At 65.0% G+C, this 14421-nt stretch carries 14 protein-coding genes; 4 read left to right on the forward strand and 10 right to left on the reverse strand.

The window, feature by feature from the left end; genetic code table 11:
- Window positions 1-114: 114 nt before the first annotated feature.
- A complete protein-coding gene (gene tnpB, locus OG874_RS31435; protein ID WP_330250699.1) occupies window positions 115-1629 on the forward strand; it encodes an IS607 family element RNA-guided endonuclease TnpB in 1515 nt (504 codons plus the stop codon).
- Here tnpB and OG874_RS31440 read toward each other — a convergent pair.
- The 5 genes from OG874_RS31440 to OG874_RS31460 form a co-directional block, all read right to left on the reverse strand.
- Window positions 1615-1755, reverse strand: coding sequence for a hypothetical protein (locus OG874_RS31440; RefSeq protein ID WP_330250700.1), 141 nt, complete (start codon window positions 1753-1755; stop codon window positions 1615-1617). The genes tnpB and OG874_RS31440 overlap by 15 nt on opposite strands.
- Before the next feature lie 127 nt (window positions 1756-1882).
- The gene (locus tag OG874_RS31445) at window positions 1883-2098 is read right to left on the reverse strand and encodes a hypothetical protein (RefSeq protein ID WP_330250701.1); all 216 of its coding nucleotides are present in this window, start codon (window positions 2096-2098) and stop codon (window positions 1883-1885) included.
- 243 nt (window positions 2099-2341) lie between these two features.
- Entirely contained in the window at window positions 2342-2587 is a 246-nt protein-coding gene (locus OG874_RS31450) for a DUF397 domain-containing protein (RefSeq protein ID WP_330250702.1), read from the reverse strand.
- A 32-nt stretch (window positions 2588-2619) separates the two neighbouring features.
- Entirely contained in the window at window positions 2620-2826 is a 207-nt protein-coding gene (locus tag OG874_RS31455; RefSeq protein ID WP_330250703.1) for a DUF397 domain-containing protein, read from the reverse strand.
- The gene (locus OG874_RS31460) at window positions 2823-3707 is read right to left on the reverse strand and encodes a helix-turn-helix domain-containing protein (protein ID WP_330250704.1); all 885 of its coding nucleotides are present in this window, start codon (window positions 3705-3707) and stop codon (window positions 2823-2825) included. The genes OG874_RS31455 and OG874_RS31460 overlap by 4 nt, the downstream gene beginning before the upstream one ends.
- Before the next feature lie 769 nt (window positions 3708-4476).
- Here OG874_RS31460 and OG874_RS31465 point away from each other — a divergent pair.
- Together OG874_RS31465 and OG874_RS31470 are read left to right on the forward strand one after the other, a co-directional pair.
- Entirely contained in the window at window positions 4477-4767 is a 291-nt protein-coding gene (locus OG874_RS31465) for a hypothetical protein (protein WP_330250705.1), read from the forward strand.
- A 149-nt stretch (window positions 4768-4916) separates the two neighbouring features.
- Window positions 4917-5648 carry a ZIP family metal transporter gene (locus OG874_RS31470; RefSeq protein WP_330250706.1) on the forward strand — a complete coding sequence of 244 codons (732 nt, stop codon included), beginning with the start codon at window positions 4917-4919 and terminating at the stop codon, window positions 5646-5648.
- 165 nt (window positions 5649-5813) lie between these two features.
- Here the strand turns inward: OG874_RS31470 and metE are convergent, their stop codons facing one another.
- The 3 genes from metE to aceA all read right to left on the reverse strand — a co-directional run bounded on the left by metE (window position 5814) and on the right by aceA (window position 10859).
- Window positions 5814-8120 (reverse strand): 5-methyltetrahydropteroyltriglutamate--homocysteine S-methyltransferase, encoded by a 2307-nt coding sequence (gene metE / locus OG874_RS31475; RefSeq protein WP_330250707.1) that lies wholly within the window; start codon window positions 8118-8120, stop codon window positions 5814-5816.
- A gap of 220 nt (window positions 8121-8340) precedes the next feature.
- Complete coding sequence (locus tag OG874_RS31480) at window positions 8341-9213, reverse strand: 3-hydroxybutyryl-CoA dehydrogenase (protein ID WP_330250708.1); 873 nt, start codon at window positions 9211-9213, stop codon at window positions 8341-8343.
- 356 nt (window positions 9214-9569) lie between these two features.
- Window positions 9570-10859, reverse strand: a complete 1290-nt coding sequence (gene aceA, locus OG874_RS31485) for an isocitrate lyase (RefSeq protein WP_330250709.1) — start codon at window positions 10857-10859, stop codon at window positions 9570-9572.
- A 455-nt stretch (window positions 10860-11314) separates the two neighbouring features.
- On the opposite strand from aceA, the gene OG874_RS31490 reads away from it, so the two are divergent.
- Complete coding sequence (locus OG874_RS31490) at window positions 11315-12436, forward strand: alpha/beta hydrolase family protein (RefSeq protein ID WP_330250710.1); 1122 nt, start codon at window positions 11315-11317, stop codon at window positions 12434-12436.
- A gap of 7 nt (window positions 12437-12443) precedes the next feature.
- On the opposite strand, the gene puuE is transcribed toward OG874_RS31490, so the two are convergent.
- Both puuE and alc read right to left on the reverse strand, forming a co-directional pair.
- Window positions 12444-13355, reverse strand: coding sequence for an allantoinase PuuE (gene puuE, locus OG874_RS31495; RefSeq protein ID WP_330250711.1), 912 nt, complete (start codon window positions 13353-13355; stop codon window positions 12444-12446).
- Window positions 13352-14347 (reverse strand): allantoicase, encoded by a 996-nt coding sequence (gene alc, locus OG874_RS31500; RefSeq protein ID WP_330257502.1) that lies wholly within the window; start codon window positions 14345-14347, stop codon window positions 13352-13354. Before alc ends, puuE begins: the two co-directional genes overlap by 4 nt.
- Window positions 14348-14421: the final 74 nt, after the last annotated feature.

Consider the following 14421-nt stretch of genomic DNA (forward strand, 5'->3'; position numbering starts at 1 on the left):
CATCCAGTGATCACCCAATGTAGGCTTCGAACATGCATTCGGGCGGGGGAGTCGCTGTCGCTACGACCGCCGCGCCATCGGCCACGACGGGTGGGCACCGGTGAGGGGGGAGCCGTGAAAAGATTCGAGCCTCGACCGGGTTTCGTGGTGCAGGCATACCGGTACGCGCTGGACCCGAACGTAGGTCAGGAACACGCGCTGCGCTCGCATTGCGGTGCGGCTCGCGCCGCCTACAACTGGGCGGTGTCGTGGGTATCGGCATCGTGGTCTCAACGCAAAGCCGAACAGTCCTACGGCATTGCCGAGGCCGAGCTGACCGACTGGCGTCGGTGGTCGCTACCCGCCCTGCGGAAAGCGTTCAACCAGGTTAAACACACCGATCCGCGGTTCGCGTCCTGGTGGGCCGAGAACTCCAAGGAGGCGTATTCCACCGGTTTGGCCAACGCCGCGACCGCGTTCGACAACTACGCGACATCCAAACGTGGTCGACGCAAGGGCACGCGGATGGGATTGCCGCGCCGCAAGTCCAAGCACACAGCACCATTGACGTGCCGGTTCACCACCGGAACCATCCGGGTCGACGCCGACCGCCGCCACGTGACCCTGCCGAGGCTCGGTGCTATCCGAACCCACGAATCCACCCGCAAGCTCGCGCGGCGTCTCGAGAACGGCACCGCACGGGTCCTGTCCGCGACTGTCCGGTATGTGCGGGGACGGTGGTTCGTGTCATTTCAGGTCGAGGTCGAGCGGGAGCCCACCCGACCGGCCCGCCCTGATGTCACGGTCGGTGTAGATCTGGGTGTCACGACGCTCGCGGTCACGGCCGACTCCGATGGGGAGATCCGCTACCTCCCGAACCCGAAGCACTACGACACCAACCTCGAGCGCCTGCGGCGTCTGTCCCGTCGCGTATCGCGGCGCAGAGGCCCAGACCGGCGCACCGGGCAGAAGCCGTCCACGCGCTGGCGTAAGGCGAATGCGGAACGCAACCGGGTACATCACCGGGTGGCGAACCTGCGCACCGATGCTGTCCACAAGCTCACCACCAGCATCGCAACCGAGTACGGCGCCATGGTGGTCGAAGACCTCAACGTCGCTGGGATGCTGCGCAATCGACGGCTGGCACGCAAGATCGCCGATGCCGGATTCGGGGAGATTCGACGACAACTCACCTATAAATCCGAGTGGAGCGGCGGTGCGGTGCATGTCGCTGACCGCTGGTTCCCCTCGTCCAAAACCTGCTCGGGCTGTGGCGCGGTGAAAGCCAAACTACCGCTGCATGTCCGGGTATTCACCTGCGACGAATGCCCGCTCGTACTCGACCGGGACGTGAACGCCGCACGTAACCTCGCCGCGTTGACGTTGCACTGCACGACAGGTAGCGGAGTGGCCGCAGACCTGGGCGCGTCAGCGCCGAAACCTCGTGGAGCCGACCGCAAGACCCGCGCCACCGCCGGTAGCCGCAAGGCCGCGGGCGAGCGGGCTGGTGGCGAAACCCGCAATCGCGGACAGAAGCGAGAGACCGTCATCAGGACACCGCAGCCCTCGTGCCGCGGTGACACCGTTACGGACCTTTCCGGCCGAAAGCCCGGAAATGCTGAGATTCGTCGAGAATCAAAGCAACGGTGAGGGCGTAATTGCGAGGGCGAGTTGGCCGAGCATCGGCAGCATGGGGCGGACGCTGGACAGACCGGCGGCGAAGATCAGGCCACCATTGCTGCGGTCCAACATTCCGGGAAATACGGACTCGACCACGGCCACTGCGGGCCAGACCCAGTCGAAGGCGGATTATGCTGTGGCGACGTCCATTTCGGTGAGACTGCGTTTGCCGGGCCCGCAGCCGCGGTAAGGACGCTCGCGGCGGCGGCCGGAGCGGCGAGTATCAGTTGCTTCGGTGTACCGACTTGGCTCGACATGTGTATTCCCCCTGTGGAATCGGCTCGACATCGACCGGTAGTCCTTCGGCGATCGTCGTGATGTTGAGATCCCCGCGAGCGTCCGACAGGTGAAACCACACGAGCGTGCTGTCGGCGTCATCCAGCTTGATCACGCCGGTGCCGTTACGCGGCTTCCATCGCCACACTGTGCCGGTTTCCATTCCAGTGCCCCTCTCCTGTCGCGGCCTACTCAGTCGCGTTCCATGATCGCTCGAAATCCCCTCGCGCCAAGGCAGATTCGCTACATTCAGCGATCCTGTGCTGGCCGAGCCACCTGCACTGATGAAAGTGCGACACCCGGTCCGTCCGATGTCAAGTTAATCGACCGAGGTGTATCGAGGATAGAGATAAAGCCCGGTCCGTCCCTCGGACCGGGCTCAGCAACTCCGCCTACGTGAGCGCGACTACGGACACTCGAACTCTTCGGCTGCTACGCCAGCGGCAAAGGCATCCCACTCGCCGGGCGTGAACACCAGCGCCGGACCAGTACGGTTCTTGGAATCTCGTACGCCGACCATGCGTCCTCGAGATGCGCTACTTCCACACACTGTCCCCCTGTGTCGCTGTGGCCTGCTCTTGAACCACTGAGTGCCGGACAGGTCAACGTCGTACTTGTCGGTCACGCGATGAACTCCGTTGCGACCGTTCACAATAGGTATCTACTTGCTATACCTCTCGCAGGCTAGGGTCGATCGAACTCGCCATCGCGCGCACCACCGACAAACGCATCCCACTCGCCGGGAGTGAAGACCAGCGCCGGTCCGGTCGGGTTCTTCGAGTCACGGACCCCAACCTGACCGTCATCGAGGAATGCGACCTCAACACATTCCTTGCCCGCCGAGCTACGGCTGCTCTTGAACCAGTTCGCCCCGGACAGATCAACGATCACGACAGATACTCCCTTGCTTTCGTCCGGAGCATGGTCCGGCTGCTAACGGCGTCCAGCGCTGCATGCTGGATCGTCGCGGACGCTCTACGGTAACCCGCGACATCCGCCGCACGCTCAAGGTACATGTCACCGGTGTAGTTCTCGACGTAGATTACGGTCGGCTCGGTAACACCTTCGTCGTCGGGCGCGAAGTCCAAGATCACAAATGGGCCGATCGGTGCGCCAAGCGGGACCCCGGCAGAGTATGGAAGTATGCGGATTCCCACATTGTCCTTGGTACTCATATCCGCGAGGTGACGCAGCTGCCCTGCCATCGTTGCCGGACTGCCGACGATGGTGTGGAGTACCGACTCGTGGAGCACCACATCAACTTTCGTCGGGTTCGTCTTTCGGGTGATAACTGCCTGTCGTTCCATTCGAACCCGAATGCGGCCCTCCTGCTCCTCCTCGGAGTCATGAGGAAACCAGATCCGATCAAGTGCGCGCGCATAAGCGGCGGTCTGTAGCAAACCGGGCATCAGGTCAGGCCGGTAGATCGTCATCGCGTCCGCCGTCCACTCCAGATCGACGTACATGACGAATCCGTCGGGGATGAGATCGCCGAACGCGTGCCACCAACTCTTCACGTCAGCTTGTTGAGCGAGCCCGACCATGACCGCAGTCCGCTCCTCGCCGAAGCCGAGAATGTCGCACAGCTGCTGGACATCGGCTTTCCGGATCTTGCCTTCCTCTCCTCGTTCGATCCGACCGAGCTTGCTGATGCTCCACTCCATCGGCTTGGCGACTGCCGCGAGAGTCAGCCCTTCCGCGGTGCGCTGCTTGCGCAGGTACCGACCGAGCTGACGGCGCGGGAGCGCCTTGCGTGAGGCGTCGTCAGCCATCTCGCCGGCTCCTTTTCGTGTTCAGTTTGGCAAGGTGGCGTGATCATTTTGGCAACCCATCTTGGCCAGTCTGGCACTAGCTCAGGGGATTTAGGGCAATTTTGCCGAATCTCCAAGCTGGCAAAGCCATTTTGACTGTCCAGAGGTGTGATGGATACGCGCTCCGGAGAGACAACTCTCCTGACTTCCCTCATCGAGGATGGTTTTCTCAGGGGCCGGGCGCACCTCAGCCATAGTCGATGCACCGGAGGTCGGCAGATGCCGAACAACGAGCTTCCGCAACGTAATCCGTTCTCTGGGCCACCACGCGCCTACCCAGGCGCACCCTCGGATGTGGTGGAGCGGTTCGCGGACGCGGTCCGCGAGTGGGCAGGCCCCATGAAATCGTCCCGGTGCCGGGGTGCAGAAACAACCCCCGGCATCGGGCGTGCCAGCCGCGTGGAGGAATGATGCGCCGAGATCGATTGCGTACCACCGAATCACCGGACGGCCGGAAGGTCGCCACCTGGCAGTTGTGGCGTCACGATTGCCAAGTTCTCCGCATCCAGAATCGGGCTGACGCGTCACCAGGCCGCCGATGGCCCAGCGGTTCAACGCTGCCCGCCGCAGGTCCAGGCTTGGTGGTATTCGACGGCCCGCCGGACTTATGGGAAGCTCGAGAGGCTTTCCGCGGTCATCTTGATCTCTGGAATGCAGTGCGCGTGGACTATTGGGCCGCCATGTTCTGCAAGACAGACCTTCCAGCCCCCACCACGGACGTTTAGCCGTGGTGTCCGAGATCGAGCGCAGGCGGCAGAACGACATCGCCCCTTCGGTGAAGACGCTACTCGCGGCCTTCCACGAAGACACCCGGTTAAAGTTGGAGCGGGCTCCCGCGGATAGCACCCCGCTGTACCACCGCGCGGACGGTTCGCTGTGCGGGGTTGACGAACACGGCTGGCTCGTGGAATACGACGACCTGGACAAAGACGAAGTAATCAGTATCAAGCCGACTAGCGTTCGAGATAGAGAAGATAGCGAGGTAGAAGAAATGCCTTGCAATACTACATTTCTCGACTAGCCGCCATCGTCGTCCGCGAGATATCCCATTCGCGACTGCTGCCCAGTACCGATACATCGCCTCGACGGGGCCGATGTTGTGCGAGTGCCCAGCGAACTCGCCGGGCGGATATCGCATCGCGGCGCGGACCGGTGACAGATGCTGGAGCGATGGCGATTCTGCTGGCACTGGCCTCGATGTGCTCGACGCTGGTCGGCGGCTTCGTCGCGGTCCGGATCGGCGACCGCAAACACCTGGTGCTCGGACTGGCGGCCGGCGTCATGTTGGGTGTCGTGTTCTTCGACCTGCTACCGGAGGCGCTGAAACAGTCGGGGCAGATCGTGCTCGGCGTTCCGGCGGCGCTCATCGCCACCGTTTTCGGGTTCCTCACCATCCACGTCATCGAACGCGCGGTCGCCATCCACACCGGCCACGAGGGCGAATTCGGTTCGCACAAGCACGGTTTCGAATCCGTCGGCCTACTCGCCGCCGCCGGACTCATCTTCCACAGCACCCTCGACGGACTCGGCATCGGTTTGGGTTTCCAAGCCGGAGCCACCGTCGGTGTCGCGGTCGCCATCGCCGTCATCTGTCACGACTTCGCCGACGGTTTCAACACTTTCACCATCACCACCCTCTATGGCAACGCCCGCAAACGCGCCCTCACCCTGCTCGCCCTGGACGCCATCGCGCCGGTGGTCGGCGCGGTCATCGGCACCGTCATCCGCGTCCCCGCCGACACCGTCGGCCTCTACCTCGGCTATTTCGCGGGCTTCCTGCTCTACCTCGCCACCGCCGACATCCTCCCCGAAGCCCACGCCGAACACCCCTCCCGCCTCACCCTCGCCTGCACCGTCACCGGCGCCACCTTCATGCTCGTCGTAGCCACCCTCAGCCACTGACCGATACGGTCCAGCAGTGCTGGATGCGGCGGTGGCGCTGGACAAGTCTCGGGCCGCGGCGAGTACCGCGGTGTCGATTCGATCTTCGCGCGCGCGGCCCGGCATCAGAACACCGGGCGCGGCACGCCTCCATGCCATGAGATATGGAGGCGGCCTCAGCAGGTACTACTCCGCCGCAGTCGCCCGCCGACGAACCCGGCGCGCGGCCGCGACCAGATTGCGCAGCGACGGCTCCAACTGCCAGTAGTGGCGTGTCTTCAACCCACCGTCCGGATTCGCCCACAGGCGTTCCGGAGTGACGGCTTCCGCTGCGGCGGTGAGCAATTCGTCGAGCTCATCGATGTCCGGGATACGCGCCGAACGACTTTCGTAGACGCCCGGGCCTGCGCCGTGACTCAGGCCGTGGCCGGAGGCGGAGTCCTCCTTGAGCGCCGTGAGGACCCATTCGATCGAGCGGGTGGCGACGATCGCGGTGACGTCGGCATCGAGCTCCTCGATCGCATCGACCACCTCGGTACGACCGGAATAGCCGATGTGCGTATGGATCTGGGTTTCCGGCTGCACACCGGATGTGGCCAGCCGAAATGCCCCGACCGCCCAGCGCAGGTACTGCGCGCGCCCCGCCGGGCGCATGGGTAGCAGCTCGCGAATGGCGGGCTCGTCGACCTGAATGATCGAAATCCCCGCACGCTCCAGATCCACCACCTCGTCGCGAATGGCGAGCGCCACCTGATCGGCGGTCTCGTACAGCGGCTGGTCCTGACGCACGAACGAACGCGCGATCATGGTGACCGGACCGGTGATCATGCCCTTGACCGGTTTGGCGGTCAAGGACTGGGCATAGCTCATCCACTCGACCGACATCGGCGCCGGCCGCGCGACATCGCCATAGATGATCGGCGGTCGCACGCAACGGGATCCGTACACCTGCACCCAACCGAAATGCGTGGTCGCGAAGCCGTCGAGCAACTCGGCGAAGTACTGGATCATGTCGTTGCGCTCGTGCTCGCCGTGCACGAGCACATCCAGGCCGATATCTTCCTGCAGCCGGATGGTGGCCTCGATCTCGGCCTCGACCTTCTTGCGGTATTCGTCGTAGGACAGCTTGCCCTCGCCGAGGTCGTGGCGGGCCTGGCGAAGCTTGCCGGTCTGCGGGAAGGAACCCAGCGTGGTGGCGGGCACCAGCGGCAGATTCAGCTTGCGCTGCTGGGCTTCGCGGCGCACCTCGTACGGTTCGCGCGAGCGCATATCGGGCGTGATCGCGTAAACCCGTTGCCGCACCGCGTGTTTCTGCTTGAAGTGCACCTCGGTGGGCCGCCTGCGCCACTTGTCCGACGGCCCCTCGGTGAGCGCCTTGGCGAGCGAAACCACCTCGCCCACCTTCTGCCGCGCGAAGGCGAGCCGGTCGGCGACATTGCCCTCGATATCGTATTCGGCGAGCACGTCATAGGGCACATGCAGCAGCGTCGTACCGGTGGAGACCACCAGATCCGGGCAGACCTCGGCCAGCGAGTTGAGGTATTCGAGCGTGACGAAACGATCCGCGCGCCACACATTGACGCCGCTGATCACGCCCGCGTACAAGCGCTTACGACGAATGCCGGGAATCTCGGCGAGCTCTTCCGGCTGAATCCGGTACGCCGCCAGATCGAGGCCGATGGCCTCGACATTGGTCTCGGCCAGGATCCGCAGTGCCTCACCGAAATCGCCGTACTGGCCGGTGACCAGCATGCGCGGACGCAGCGCCGAGGTCGAAAGTCGTTGGTAGGCCCGCTCGAACGCGGCGAGTTCGGCCGGGCTGCGCTCGCTGGTGAAGCACGGCTCGTCCAGCTGCACGCAGGTGGACCCGCGCTTGGCGAGGATCTCGAACAGCTCCTCGTAGACCGGAAGCAGCTTATCGAGCAGGCTCAGCGTGTCGAAACCGCCTGTCTCACCGGGGATATGGCCCGCCTTGGACAGCAGCAACAGCGAAACCGGACCGAGCACAACGGGTCGCAGTTCGATATCGGCGGCCTTGGCCCGATCCCACTCGTCGAGCAGCGCCTCGGGATGCAGCGAGAATTCGGTGGACCCATCGAGTTCGGGCTGGCGGTAGTGGTAGTTGGTGCCGAATAAGCGCACCAGCTCGAGCGGCGGCAGATCCGGGCGGCCGCGCGCCATCAGGAAGTAGAAGTCCAGCGGGTGCAGCTCGTCCTGGAACGGCTCGAACCGGCTCGGCACCGCGCCGAAGAGCAGCGCGTTATCGAGCACATGGTCATAGAAGGAGAAGGTGTTGCCCGGCACCTGGGTCAACCCGGTCGCGGCCAGACCGTTGTACTGGCGCTCCTGGATTTCGCGCCCCACCGCGAGCAACTCGTCGCGGGAGATCCCGCCACGCCAATAGCTCTCGAGGGCCCGCTTGAGTTCCCGGTGCGGCCCGATCCTCGGGTAGCCGAGAATGCTCGACCCGTAACCGTCCTGGACGTTGACCATGAGCGGGGTACTCCCTTGCTGTATTTTTGGCCGCGCGGGCGCGGCGTGTTCGCGGCCCCCAAGGTTCGCTTCCGAGCACTCGAGACTCGCGCCTGCGGCGCATGCGCTTCGAGTACTCGGAAGCGAACCGGCCGCGAACGGGTCGCTCGTAAGACTCGCTCCGTGGTGCTTGCGCAGGTACCGAAGTCACCGACCCCACGCGCGGCACGGTGAAAACAGCTTATGCCCGGTTGTACTGGTAGAAACCCGCGCCGGTCTTCTTGCCGAGCAGACCCGCCTCGACCATGCGCATCAGCAGCGGCGGGGCGGAGTACAGCGGCTCCTTGAACTCCTGGTACATGGAGTCCGCGATCGACTTCACGGTGTCCAGACCGACCAGATCGGTCAGCGCCAGCGGGCCCATCGGGTGGGCACAGCCGAGCACCATGGCCTTGTCGACGTCTTCCTTGGTGGCGAAGCCCGACTCGACCATCCGGATGGACGAGAGCAGGTACGGCACCAGCAGTGCGTTGACCACGAAACCGGAGCGGTCGGCCGAGCGCACGACCTGCTTGTCGAGCACGTCACCGGCGAAGGCCTCGGCGCGCTTGGAAACCGACTCGCTGGTCTTGAGCGTGGTGACCAGCTCGACCAGCGGCAGCACCGGCACCGGGTTGAAGAAGTGCATGCCGACCACGCGCTCGGGATTCGAGGTGGCGACCGCGATCTTCATGATCGGGATGGAGGAGGTGTTGGAGGCCAGCACGGCGTCCGGATCGGTGACGACCTTGTCGAGCTCGGCGAAGATGGCGGTCTTCACCTTCTCGTCCTCGAGCACCGCCTCGACCACCAGCTGGCGGTCGGCGAAGTCGCCGAGGTCGGAGGTGAACCGCAGTCGCCAAGCGGCCTGCTCGCGCTCCCGCTCGGTGATCTTGCCGCTGCTCACGCCGCGGTCGAGCGAGCGCAGGATGCGGGCGCGGCCCGCCGCGGCTAGTTCCCGAGTCTGTTCGTAGACGAGCACATCGATATGCGCCCTGGCACACACCTCCGCGATTCCGGCACCCATCTGTCCGGCACCGATGATGCCGACGCGCTGAATCTTCTCGCTGCTCACGTCCCGCTCCTGCTGTTTTGTCTGGCTGTCGGGTGGCTGGTGAAGGTGTCGCTCTGATGTGAGCAAGCCTTCGATGGTCCAAGGTATAGGGCGATGCCCTCCCCGCTGGGGCTGTTCAGCGGGGAGGGCTCTATCTGATTGCAGCGCCTTCGGCGCTGCGTGTTCGCGGCCCCCCGATGTCTCGCGTCCGAGCCGTCGAGACTCGCGACTGCGTCGCATGCGCTTCGACGACTCGGACGCGAGACGGGCCGCGAACGGTCGCTCGTAAGACTCGCTCCGTGGTGGTCGGTTCAGCGTCGAACGGCGGTACACCCCGTTGTTCGACCGACCACGCGATGGCCATCGTGTAGCTCAGCTCAGTGGAACTGGCCCTCTTCGGTGGAGCCCTTCAGGGCGGCCGTCGAGGTGTTCGGGTCCACGGTGGTGGCGATGGTGTCGAAGTAGCCGGCACCGACCTCACGCTGGTGCTTGACGGCGGTGAAGCCACGCTCGGCGGCGGCCTTGAACTCGCGCTCCTGCAGGTCGACGAAGGCGGTCATACCCTCGCGGGCGTAGCCGTAGGCCAGGTCGAACATGCCGTAGTTGAGCGAGTGGAAGCCGGCCAGGGTGATGAACTGGAACTTGAAGCCCATCGCGCCGAGCTCACGCTGGAACTTCGCGATGGTCGCGTCGTCCAGGTGCGCCTTCCAGTTGAAGGACGGCGAGCAGTTGTAGGCCAGCAGCTGGTCCGGGAACTCGCCGCGGACGGCCTCGGCGAACTTGCGCGCGACCTCGAGGTCCGGCACGCCGGTCTCCATCCAGATGAGGTCGGAGTAGGGGGCGTAGGCCTTGGCACGCGCGATGCAGGGCTCGATGCCGTTCTTCACACCGTAGAAGCCCTCGGGGGTGCGAGTGCCGTCCAGGAACTCACGGTCACGCTCGTCCACGTCCGAGGTGATCAGGGTGGCGGCCTCGGCGTCGGTGCGGGCGATGATCACCGACGGCACGTCGGCGACATCGGAGGCCAGACGCGCGGAGGTCAGCGTGCGGATGTGCTGCTGGGTCGGGATCAGCACCTTGCCGCCCAGGTGGCCACACTTCTTCTCGGAGGCCAGCTGGTCCTCCCAGTGCACGCCGGCGGCACCGGCGGCGATCATGGCCTTCTGCAGTTCGTAGGCGTTCAGCGCGCCACCGAAACCGGCCTCGGCGTCGGCGACGATCGGGGCCAGCCAGTTCTTGACCGAGGTGTCACCCTCGACCTTGGCGATCTCGTCGGCACGAAGCAGCGCGTTGTTGATGCGACGCACAACGGCCGGGACCGAGTTGGCCGGGTACAGCGACTGGTCGGGGTAGGTGTGGCCGGAGAGGTTCGCGTCACCGGCGACCTGCCAACCCGACAGGTAGATGGCCTGCAGGCCGGCGCGGACCTGCTGGACCGCCATGTTGCCGGTCAGGGCGCCGAGGGAGTTGATGTAGTCCTCGTTGTTGACGAGATCCCAGAGGATCTCCGAGCCGCGACGGGCGAGGGTGGCCTCTTCGACGACGGTGCCCTGCAGCTTCGACACCTGCTCGGCGGTGTAGTTGCGGGTGATGCCCTTCCAGCGGGGGTTGGTGTCCCAATCCTGCTGGATCTCCGCAGCGGTCTTCGGGGTGCCGGCGTTCGACATCTCTGACTCCACTTCTTCGTTTCGGTGCCCCACGGCCGAGCATCGCTCGAACTGCTGTGGCGGCAATTTGCAGGCTTGCTAGGCCCATGGGGTGTACTTTCACACGATGGCACACCAGGAAATAGCCGTCTACCTGTTGCAAGTGTGAATCCGAGCTAGGTTTCAACAGGTCTTTGCCAACTTTGCGAAATTAGCTCGCGAATTGCAAGAGTGAAACCTACCCGCCGGTAGCCCTGACATGCGGTTTTAGCGTAACGCCCGTACTGTTAGCGATCACGGGATGAGCGGTCATCCGACCCGCCCGACATTCCGGGTTGTGAGAACCTTCACAAGCGCCCATGTGGCCGCCACCACCTCCGACGGAAGGCCGATCGGCCGATCGGGCAGACTGAGGCGAATTTCCAACTCTCGGACAGGGCGTCCAGTTCGTTGTGCGGGCGCCCGATAGGAGCGTCATGCGGAAACTGTGGTTCACCACGGCGATCGCCCTCGCGAGCCTGCTGTATCCACCCGTGGCGGGGGCCGATCCGGGCATTGTCGAATCGGTGGCGCCGCTGGCTCCGGCCGCGACCCCGCCAGGTTCGGTGGATGCCGGCCGCATCTTGTACTCGACCACCACCGCCAACGATGCGCCGACGGTGGCCAGCGCCGCGGTCTACTTCCCGCCCGGCGCGCCCCCGGCGGGCGGTTGGCCCGTGATCGCGTGGGCGCACGGCACGGTCGGGCTCGGGGACGACTGTGCCTACAGCATCGCCGGACCCGGTGCGGTCGCACGGGACTGGGCGTATCTGGGGACGTGGCTGGAGCAGGGCTATGCGATCGTGGCCGCGGACTACGCCGGACTCGGCACGCCCGGCGAACATCCCTACCTCAACGGCATCGTGGAGGCACACAATGTCGTCGACGCGGTCAAGGCCGCGACCGGGCAGTATTCCTCGCTGGCGAAGAAATGGGTGGTTGTCGGACAGTCGCAGGGCGGCGGCGCGGCCGTGTACACCGCGCGCTACGCCACCGAATTCGGCGGACCCGAACTCGATTATCGCGGCGCGGTCGGCACCGGAGTGCCCGCCTATATCGATGACATTCTGCTGCCGCTGGGGCCGCATGTGCCGCCGGTCGAGCTGTCGTCGCACACCACCGCGTACGTGCTCTACATCCTCAACGGACTGCGCACCACCTACCCCGCGCTCGACATCGAGTCGTATCTGACCGACTCCGGTCGCGACTGGCTCGCCCGGGCGCGCGAGGCGTGCATCGGCCCGCTCGGCGATGAACTCGGCGCGAACGGCGTGGTGGTCGGTGACCTCTTCGCGCGACCGCTGGCGCAGATTCCGAACCTGCACGAACTATTGTCCGGATACCTGGGTCTGCCCGAATCCGGTTACGACAAGCCGCTGTTCATGGGGCAGGGCCTGCGCGACACCGATGTGATCACGCCCGAGACGCTGCGATTCGCAGCGGTGCTGCAGGCCAACCGGCAGCCGGTCACCTTGCACACCTATCCCGAGGATCACAGCGGAACGGTGAACGCGTCACTATCGGATTCGGTCCCCTTCGTCCGAAACCTGTTCGCTTAGCAGCGGTCTACCGGTAATTGGGGCTCGGCGGGTGGGTTTCGCGCCAGTGTTCGGCTATGTCGATGCGGCGGGGAATCCAGACGTCGGGGTGGGATTGGACGTGGTCGAGGAAGTGTTCCAGGGCGGCGATGCGGGCGGGGCGGCCGACGATGCGGCAGTGCAGACCGATCGAGAGCATTTTCGGGCTGCCCTCGGCGCCTTCGCGATAGAGAGTGTCGAAGGCGTCGCGGAGGTGGGAGAAGAATTGGTCGCCGCTGGGGAAGCCCGCGGGTGAGGCGAAGCGCATGTCATTGGTGTCGAGGGTGTACGGGACGACCAAGTGGTTGCGGCCGTGGATGGTTACCCAGTAGGGGAGGTCGTCGGCGTAGGAGTCGGAGTCGTAGGCGAAACCGCCGTGCTCGACGACCAATTCCCTGGTCTGCGGGGAATCGCGGCCGGTGTACCAGCCACGCGGGACCGCACCGGTGAGTTCGGTGAGGATGCGCACGGCCTCGGCCATATGCGCGCGCTCGGTGTCGCGGTCGGCGAGTTGGTAGGACTTCCAGCGCAGACCGTGACTGGCGATTTCGTGGCCGAGCTCCTGAAAAGCCGCGACCGCCTCCGGATTTCGCTGCATGGCGCGGGCGACCGCGAAGATGGTCAGCGGTAGGCCGCGGCGTTCGAAGGCGCGCAGGACACGCCAGAGCCCAGCCCGCGAACCGTACTCATAGAGCGATTCCATGCTCATGTGGCGATTTGGGAAGGCCTGCGCCGGAGTCATTTCCGAGAGGAAGGTCTCCGAATGCGGGTCGCCGTCGAGCACGTTGTTCTCCGCGCCCTCCTCGTAATTGAGGACGAATTGCACCGCGATCTTGGCTCCGCCCGGCCATTTCGGATCCGGTGGTGTCGGACCGTAACCGACGAAATCCCGCTCGCTCATTCGCCCAACTCCCCGTACAAACGCAGCCGCGCGAGACCGCCGTCGGGATAGATATCCAGGCGGACCTCCTCCACCGACGCCGCCATCGGCGCGATCGCGAAGCGGTGCCGGGTATCCGGCAGCAGCTCGGTGCGCGGTAGCAGCTCCAGTTCGGTGCCGTCATTGGTGCGGCCGGTGAGCCGGGCCGAACCGGGACTGTTGCCGAGGAAGTACGACGTATCGATCTCGGCGAGCCGGATGAGGCCGGGACCGGCGAGGCGGATGTGCACCCAGTCATTGCTGTCGTCGCGGCGACGCGCGGTTTCCCAGCCGTCGCCCATCTTTCGCGCCAGACCGGGATAGAGCAGTTGATTCGGCGAACTGTAGAAACGGTTGGAGCAGTCCAGGACCAGCGCGCCGTTCTCCAGCGCGGCCAGATCCAGCGGGCCGAGGCCGAGCAGCCGTTGGTCGGGCCTGCCCTCGCCGTGCACGCGCAGGCGGGCCACACCGCCATCCGGATGCATGGTGAGTTTCACATGGGTCCAACGCTTTTCGTTCTCGATGACGAACGGGTTGCGGCTGTCACCGGTGACCGCGGCACGGTCGATCAGGGCCACCCAATCGTCGCGCTCGGCAATGGTTTCCGCGGGCGGGTAGCCGTCGATCTCCAGCGCGGAGACCGACACCGCGGGCGGATAGTTGCCTTTGAACCAGGCGGTGTCCACCACGATGCCGCGGATCACCCCGGGTACGCCGAGGCGCACGATGGCGGAGTCGTCGCCGGGGCGACCGCGGTGCCTACGGGTCTCCCAGCCGTCGTAGATCTGGCCCTTGTGCCCGAAGGTCGACGGCCGGTACTCCGACGGACCCGGATTGATCAAATTCTCCTTCTCCGCGAAGAATTCGTCATTGGCCCAGATCACCGAGCCGCCCAACGGGCGGACAGCGAGATCGGGTAGGAGCGTGAAGTCTTCCGGATCGCGCCCACCCGTCGCCCGACCACCGCCCCTCATTGAATCGCTGCGCGATGCTTCGCTCATGAGTTCTCCTGCGTCACGCGGGAATCCCGCATCTGGTTCGTGCCACA

Source organism: Nocardia sp. NBC_00565, assembly GCF_036345915.1.
GTDB lineage: Bacteria > Actinomycetota > Actinomycetes > Mycobacteriales > Mycobacteriaceae > Nocardia.